This is a genomic window from Actinoplanes sp. NPDC048791 (genome assembly GCF_040650095.1).
In the GTDB taxonomy this organism is placed as follows: Bacteria; Actinomycetota; Actinomycetes; order Mycobacteriales; family Micromonosporaceae; genus Actinoplanes.
Window position 1 is genome coordinate 1 of record NZ_JBEZGQ010000380.1, and the last position, 7302, is coordinate 7302.

The 7302-nt window shown below is 69.4% G+C and carries 5 protein-coding genes; all 5 read left to right on the forward strand.

Features of this window, described 5'->3' with window-relative positions; all coding sequences use genetic code 11:
• Nucleotides 1-148 precede the first annotated feature (148 nt).
• Entirely contained in the window at nt 149-361 is a 213-nt protein-coding gene (locus AB0C29_RS25070) for an alpha/beta hydrolase (protein WP_360824548.1), read from the forward strand.
• Nucleotides 362-1070: 709 nt separating this feature from the next.
• The gene (locus AB0C29_RS25075) at nt 1071-2327 is read left to right on the forward strand and encodes a glycosyltransferase (RefSeq protein WP_360543001.1); all 1257 of its coding nucleotides are present in this window, start codon (nt 1071-1073) and stop codon (nt 2325-2327) included.
• Nucleotides 2324-3895, forward strand: coding sequence for a phospholipid carrier-dependent glycosyltransferase (locus AB0C29_RS25080; protein WP_360824551.1), 1572 nt, complete (start codon nt 2324-2326; stop codon nt 3893-3895). Before AB0C29_RS25075 ends, AB0C29_RS25080 begins: the two co-directional genes overlap by 4 nt.
• Nucleotides 3892-5082, forward strand: coding sequence for a glycosyltransferase family 2 protein (locus AB0C29_RS25085; protein ID WP_360824554.1), 1191 nt, complete (start codon nt 3892-3894; stop codon nt 5080-5082). Before AB0C29_RS25080 ends, AB0C29_RS25085 begins: the two co-directional genes overlap by 4 nt.
• Nucleotides 5079-7172, forward strand: coding sequence for a galactose oxidase early set domain-containing protein (locus tag AB0C29_RS25090; protein ID WP_360824557.1), 2094 nt, complete (start codon nt 5079-5081; stop codon nt 7170-7172). Before AB0C29_RS25085 ends, AB0C29_RS25090 begins: the two co-directional genes overlap by 4 nt.
• Nucleotides 7173-7302 lie beyond the last annotated feature (130 nt).

A 7302-nucleotide genomic window follows, 5' to 3' on the forward strand; every position in this document is an offset into this window, starting at 1 on the left:
CGGTGCCCGACCACCCGGATGTCCTCGACCTCGCGGTCGCCGGTGGCCTGCCAGGCGTCCAGCAGCGCGTCGAGGACCGGGTAGAGCTTCTCCTCGGCAGTACGCCGCGATCATCGCCTCGCCGGACCGGACCGCCGGGCTGCGCGGGGTGACCGCACCCACTGTGGTCGTGCACGGTGCCGACGACCCGCTGATCACCGTCACCGGTGGCGAGGCGACCGCCGCCGCTGTGCCGGGGGCCGAACTGGTCGTCATCGACGGCATGGGGCACGACCTGCCCCGCACATTGTGGCCCCGCATCATCGACGCGATCGCGGCCAACGCGCGGCGCGGTGTCATTAACCGGCCGTCGCTCCATTAACGACCGTTGAGGCGCGGCGCATTCCGGAATGGCGTCGTGGGCGCACTGTGATCATGCCATTACCCGGTGGCGTCGGACGCGCGGTTCCGGCCGGAAGCACGCCGGAAACATTTGCGTCGTCAATGGTTTGCCCCACGCGGTCGGGCCGGCGTTGCGAAGGGGGGTCCCGGCCGCGTCCGCCCACCGGTTGCGACCTGGCAATTCTGGTCCGCGAATGGCTATTCGCCCCTGGTCCGGAAAGCCATTCCTCACCCCTCGTTCATCCGGTGTCCACCGCCGGCGTTCCCAGCTGCCGGTAGCCGAACGGCAGGTGGGAACGCTTCCAGTCAAACGAGACGCGGATCTCAGCAGACCAGGAAACGGCCCCACCCCGGTCGCCCGTTCGGTGGAGAGGTGTAGTACCTTCGTCCTTCCGGCAGCGACGGATGTCTCCGCACGGCTGCTGTCGAGGGCCGATTCGGCTGATACCTCGCGTATCCCGTAATGTCAGATCGGGGCTTGAAATCAGCGCCGTGATCATGCCATTCCCGGGCCATTAATGAAGGCGATGTTTCGCGCGCCCGCCATTTTCGGCAACGATCCGGATGCGGCTGTGAAAAAACTGTCCGGTGACTTGAAATCACCGTGGTGCCGCGGGCTATTGTTTGCCCGCTGGTGGGGGTGGGGCCCACCACATTCCGAAAGGCAACGGGTTTTGGCTGCCGCCGTCATGATTGTGGTTTCGTTGGTGCTCGCGGGCTTCGCCGCGGTGACTCTCTGGTGGACGATGCACGCCTGGCGCACGCCGGAGACGCTCGCCTCGACCCGGTTCGCCGCGCCGGACGGGGAACACCGGCTGACGTTCAGTCTGCTGGTGCCCGCGCGGCACGAGCAGGCCGTGCTGGAGCACACCGTCCAGCGCCTGCTCGAGTCCACACACGAGGGCTTCGAGATCATCGTGATCGTCGGGCACGACGACCCGGAGACCGCCGAGGTGGCCCACCGCGTGGCCGCCACCGCGCCCGGGCGCATCCTCGTGGTGACCGACACCAACGAGCAGAAGAACAAGCCGCGCGCGCTCAACACCGCGCTGCCGTACTGCCGCGGCGACGTGGTCGGGGTCTTCGACGCCGAGGACCAGGTGCACCCGCAGCTGCTGGAGCACGTCGACCACGCGTTCCGGTCCACCGACGCCGACGTGGTGCAGGGCGGCGTGCAGCTGATCAACTTCCACTCCAGCTGGTACAGCCTGCACAACTGCCTGGAGTACTTCTTCTGGTTCCGCAGCCGGCTGCACCTGCACGCCCGCAAGGGTTTCATCCCGCTCGGCGGCAACACCGTCTTCGTGCGTACCGACGTGCTGCGCGCGGCCAACGGCTGGGACGGCACCTGCCTCGCCGAGGACTGCGACCTGGGGGTGCGGCTGTCCAGCCGGGGCGCCAAGGTCGTGGTCGCGTACGACTCGGCCATCGTGACCAAGGAGGAGACCCCGGGCACGCTGACGTCGCTGCTCAAGCAGCGCACCCGGTGGAACCAGGGCTTCCTGCAGGTCTACCGCAAGGGGGAGTGGCGGCGGCTGCCGGAGTTCGGCCAGCGGATGCTCGCCCGCTACACCCTGACCCAGCCGTTCCTGCAGGCCTTCTCGGGCATCGTCATCCCGATCGGCATCGCCATCGCGATCTGGGCCCAGCTGCCGGTCTTCGTGGCGCTGATCACCTTCGTGCCGGTCATCCCGATGGCCGCCAACCTCGTCTTCCAGACGGTCGGCCTGCGCGACTTCGGTCTCCAGTACGGCCTGCGCACCCGCTGGCACCACTACGCCCGGCTGATCCTCGGCGCCTTCCCGTACGCACTCGTGCTGGCGGTGGCGGCGCTGCGGGCGGTCTGGCGTGAGTACACCGGCAAGCGCAACTGGGAACTGACCGCGCACACCGGCGCGCACCTGACCAAGCAGCCCGTCAAGGCCGAGAGTGGTGTCGCCGCATGAGCATCGCCGAAGCGCCGACCCAGGTCATCATCCTGCCCGACGTACCCGTGCAGCCGGAGCCCCGGCCCGCGCCGGTCCGGCGCTCGCGCACCGACCTGTACGTGGTCGGCGGGCTGGCGGCCGTGGTCCTGTTCTTCATGGCCTGGAACATCACCGGCTTCCCGACCGCCACCGACGACGAGGGCACCTACCTCGCCCAGGCGTGGGCGGTGCAGAACGGCCAGGGCCTGGCCCACTACACCTACTGGTACGACCACCCGCCGCTCGCTTGGATCCAGCTCGCCGGCCTGGCCTGGCTGCCGGCCCTGTTCTTCCCCGATCTGATCGCCGTGGCCGCCGGCCGGATCGCGATGCTGCCGGTCGTCGCGGCCAGCCTGGTCCTGGTCTACGTGATCAGCCGGCGGCTGGACTTCTCCCGCTGGGCGGCCGCGCTCGCGCTGCTCACCTTCGGGCTGTCCCCGCTGTCCATCACCATGAACCGGCAGATCTACCTGGACAGCTTCGCCGTCGCCTGGATGCTCGCCGCGCTGGCCCTGGCCCTGTCGCCACGCAAGCACCTGTGGCACTACGCCGCCGCCGGGGCCGCGACCGCGGTGTCGGTGCTGTCCAAGGAGACGATGCTGCTCACCGCCCCGGCGGTGCTGGTGGCGATGTGGCAGAACGCCGCGAAGACGTCCACCCGGCCGTGGGCCTTCGGCGGTTACACCAGTGGCATCGTGCTGGTCGGCGTCTTCTACCCGCTCTACGCCCTGCTGCGCGGTGAGCTGTTCCCCGGCGAGGGGCACGTCTCGCTCATCGGCGCCTGGCAGTTCCAGCTCATGTCGCGATCGGGCTCCGGCACGGTCTTCGACGAGGGTTCCGGCTCGCACTCGCTGATCACCTCGTGGCTCTACTACGACACGGTGATCCTGGCCGCCGGGCTCGTGGCCACCGTGATCGCGTTGGCCGTGCGGCGGCTGCGGGCGCCCGCGATCGCCGCGACCATCCTGGCGGTGGTCGCCCTGCGTCCCGGCGGTTACCTGCCGGCCATGTACGTGGTGCAGATCCTGCCCTTCTTCGCCATCGTCATCGCCGGCGTGACCGACGAGGGCGTACGGCTGCTCAAGCCGCAACGGTCCTGGTGGCGCTGGGCGATCCTCGCCGTGGCGGCGGTGACGGCGCTGACCCTGGTGCTGCCCCGCTGGTACGTCGGCGACCGCCGCGCCCTGACCACCGACGACAACGCCCAGTACGTGGCCGCGGCGACCTACCTGCGCGACGAGCTGCCGGACCCCGAACGGGCCACCATCGTGGTCGACGACGTGCTCTGGATCGACTGCGTGGACGCCGGTTTCCAGCGCGAGAAGGTCATCTGGTTCTACAAGCTCGACCTCGACACCGCGGTCGCCGAGACGCTGCCCGACGGCTGGCGCGACGTCGACTACATCGTGTCCACCCCGGCCCTGCGCCAGGATCCCGGCTCCCTGCCCACGGTGACCAAGCTGCTCACGAACTCCACGCCGATCGCGACGTTCGGTCCCGAGGACGGACGCATCGAGATCCGCCGGATCGACAAGGAGAAGCCATGACACTCACTGCCGGAGGACGTGCGTCGGGCCGGGTCCGGATGATGCCGGGCGCGATCGGCGAGGTGCAGGTGGCGACGTCGCTGCGGCAGACCGTCGTCATCCCCACCTTCAACGAGCGGGAGAACATCGCCGCTCTGCTGGAACGGCTCGTCGCGGTGCTGCCGGAGAGCGACACCGAGATCGTCTTCGTGGACGACAGCACCGACGACACCCCCGACGTGATCCGGGCCGCCGCGCACACCTGCCCGATCCCGATCACCGTGCACCACCGCGAGCACAGCACCGGCGGCCTCGGCGGCGCGGTCGTCGAGGGCATGCGGCTGGCCCGGGGCGCCTGGATCGTGGTCATGGACGCCGACCTGCAGCACCCGCCGGAGATCGTGCCGGACCTGATCGCGGCGGGCCTGCGCGACGGCGCCGACCTGGTGATCGGCACCCGGTACGCGGGCGGCGGCACGACCGACGGCCTCTCCGACGGCTACCGCAAGTTCATCTCGGGCGGTTCCACCTTCGCCACCAAGATGATCTTCCGTAACTCGCTGCTCCAGGTCAGCGACCCGATGAGCGGGCTGTTCGCGGTGCGCACCAGCTCGCTGCAGGTCGACGAGCTGCGGCCGCTGGGCTACAAGGTGCTGCTGGAGCTGGTGGTCCGCAACCGGCCCGGCCGCATCGTCGAGGTGCCGTACACGTTCCAGCAGCGGCACGCGGGCGAGTCCAAGTCGACGATGGCCGAGGGCGTGCGTTTCCTCAAGCACCTGGCCATCCTGCGCTTCGGCGCGGAACGCACCCGGATGCTGGCCTTCGCCCTGATCGGGGTGTCCGGCCTGCTGCCCAACCAGGTCGCGCTGTGGTTCCTGGCCCACGTGGCCGGGGTGCACTACCTGGCGGCGGCCGTGCTGGCCAACATGATCGCGGTCGGCTGGAACTTCGCCCTGACCGACTCCCTGCTCTACCGCAACCGCCGGCACCGCAGCCTGGCGAGCCGGCTCACCCGCTTCTTCCTGATGGGCAACGCCGACCTGCTGCTGCGGATCCCGCTGCTGGCCCTGCTCGTCGACGGCCTGCACGTCGGCGTGCTCGTGGCCAACCTGATGACGCTCGTGACGTCCTTCGTCGTGCGCTTCCTCACTCTCGACAAGGTCATCTACCGGGCCAAGCCCAGGGCCACCGCTTTGGAGAACGCATGAACCGTCGTCCCCTGCCCCTGCTGAGCCGGCGTGACCGGGTCCGGATCGCCCAGGTCGTCATCATCACGCTGGTGCTCGTCCTGGCCGTGCCCGGCAAGTCCTTCGCCGGGGCCAACCTGCTGAGCAACCCCGGCCTCGAGGTCGTCGACTCCACCGGCTTCCCGGTCTGCTGGGAGCAGTCCGGCTGGGGTGACAGCACCCACAAGTACGAGGTGACCCACACGGCGCCGCACAGTGGCGCGAACGCCATGAAGGTCACCGTCTCGGCCATCACCAGTGGCGACCGCAAGGCGCTGATGTTGGAGAACCCGTCCTGCGCGCCGAACGTCACGCCGGGCCACCAGTACGACGTCTCGACCTGGTACAAGACCACCACGCCGAACACGGTCATGACCATGTTCCGGCACGACGTGGCCCAGGGCTGGGTCTACTGGACCGATCTGGCCACGCTGACCACCACCACCGCCTGGAAGCAGAAGACGGTCCGCACCCCGCCGGTGCCGGCCAACACTGACCAGGTCGTCTGGGGCGTGACCATCTACGGTGTCGGCACGCTGCAGACCGACGACTACGCGATGGTGGACGCCACCCAGGCCGCGCCCGGCACCTCGTGCAGCGCGGGCCCCGCCTGCACGGCCGGCGCCTGGCAGGTCATGCCGTTCAACTCGCCGGTGCGCGGCATCCACGCCGTGGTGCTCAAGAACGGCAACGTGCTGCTGGTGGCCGGCTCCGGCAACGACCCGGCCGCTTTCGCCGCCGGCACCTTCAAGACCGCGGTCTACAACCCGCGCAACGGTACGTTCGCCAACGTGCCGACTCCGGCCGACCTGTTCTGCTCCGGCCACGTCCAGCTGGCCGACGGCCGGGTGCTGATCATGGGCGGCAACAAGGACTACCCGGCCGCCGACGGCAGCCACGGCTACAAGGGCCTGAAGGACTCGTACATCTTCGACCCGGACACCATGGCCTACAGCAAGGTCAACGACATGACCGCCGGGTCCTGGTACCCGTCGGCCACGGTCCTGGGCAACGGCGACGTCATCTCGCTCGGCGGTCTCGGCGAGGACTCCGGCGGCACCGTCGCGACGCAGTACTTCAAGAACAGCGAGCAGCGCTGGCTCGGGCTCAACGAGGCCAACCAGACCTGGAGCTTCTGGGGCCTGTACCCGTCGATGGTGCTGATGCAGGACGGCCGGCTGTTCTACACCGGCAGCCACGTCTTCGGCAACGGCCTGCCCGGCACCGGCTCTTCGATCTACGACTACAACGCCAACACCATCACCCCCGTCACCGGCCTGCAGCGCAAGGACGAGCGGGACCAGTCGATGAGCGTGCTGCTGCCCCCGGCCCAGGACCAGCGGGTGCTGACCATCGGCGGCGGCAACATCGACAGCAACCCGGACGCCAACCGGCTCACCGACCTGATCGACCTCAAGCAGGCCACCCCGGTCTACAAGCCCGGTCCGCTGCTGCCCAGCGGCAAGATGACCGGCGGGGTCGCGCAGACGGCCGCACAGGGAAAGATGTACGTCTCGGCGGTGCTGCTGCCCGACGGCAAGGTCTTCGAGACCGGCGGCGCGCTGCACAACCGGGCCGACCCGGTGTACGAGGCGTCCATGTTCAACCCGGCCACCAACACCTTCACCCCGGGCATGGCCACCGACCCGGTGCCGCGCGGCTACCACTCGTCGGCGTTCCTGCTGCCGGACGGGCGCGTCATGTCCGTCGGTGACAACCCCGGCGACGGTACGTTCGACATGCGCGTCTCGGTGTACTCCCCGCCGTACCTGTTCAAGGGCGGGCGGCCGCAGATCCTGAGCATGGCCGGGGCGCAGTGGCCGTACGGCACCACCAAGCAGATCACCGTGGACGGCCCGATCCTCAAGGCCTCGCTGATCCGCCCGGAGGCCGTGACCCACTCCAGCGACCCCAACCAGCGCTACGTCGACCTGCCGATGACCGTCACCGGCAACACGATCGGCCTCAACCTGACGAGCAACCCCAACCTGGCCCCGCCCGGCTGGTACATGCTCTATGTCGTCGGCACCAACGGCGTCCCGTCGGTCGCCCAGTGGGTGCAGGTCAAGTGACGCGCGTCCGCCGCAGCGTGCTGGCGCTGGCCGTACTCGGGGTGCTCGGCGTCGTGGCCGCCGGGATCTGGCTGGTCGCGGCGCCGGGGAAGCAGGACGCTGCCCCGGTGGCCGCGCCGGCCCCCCGGCC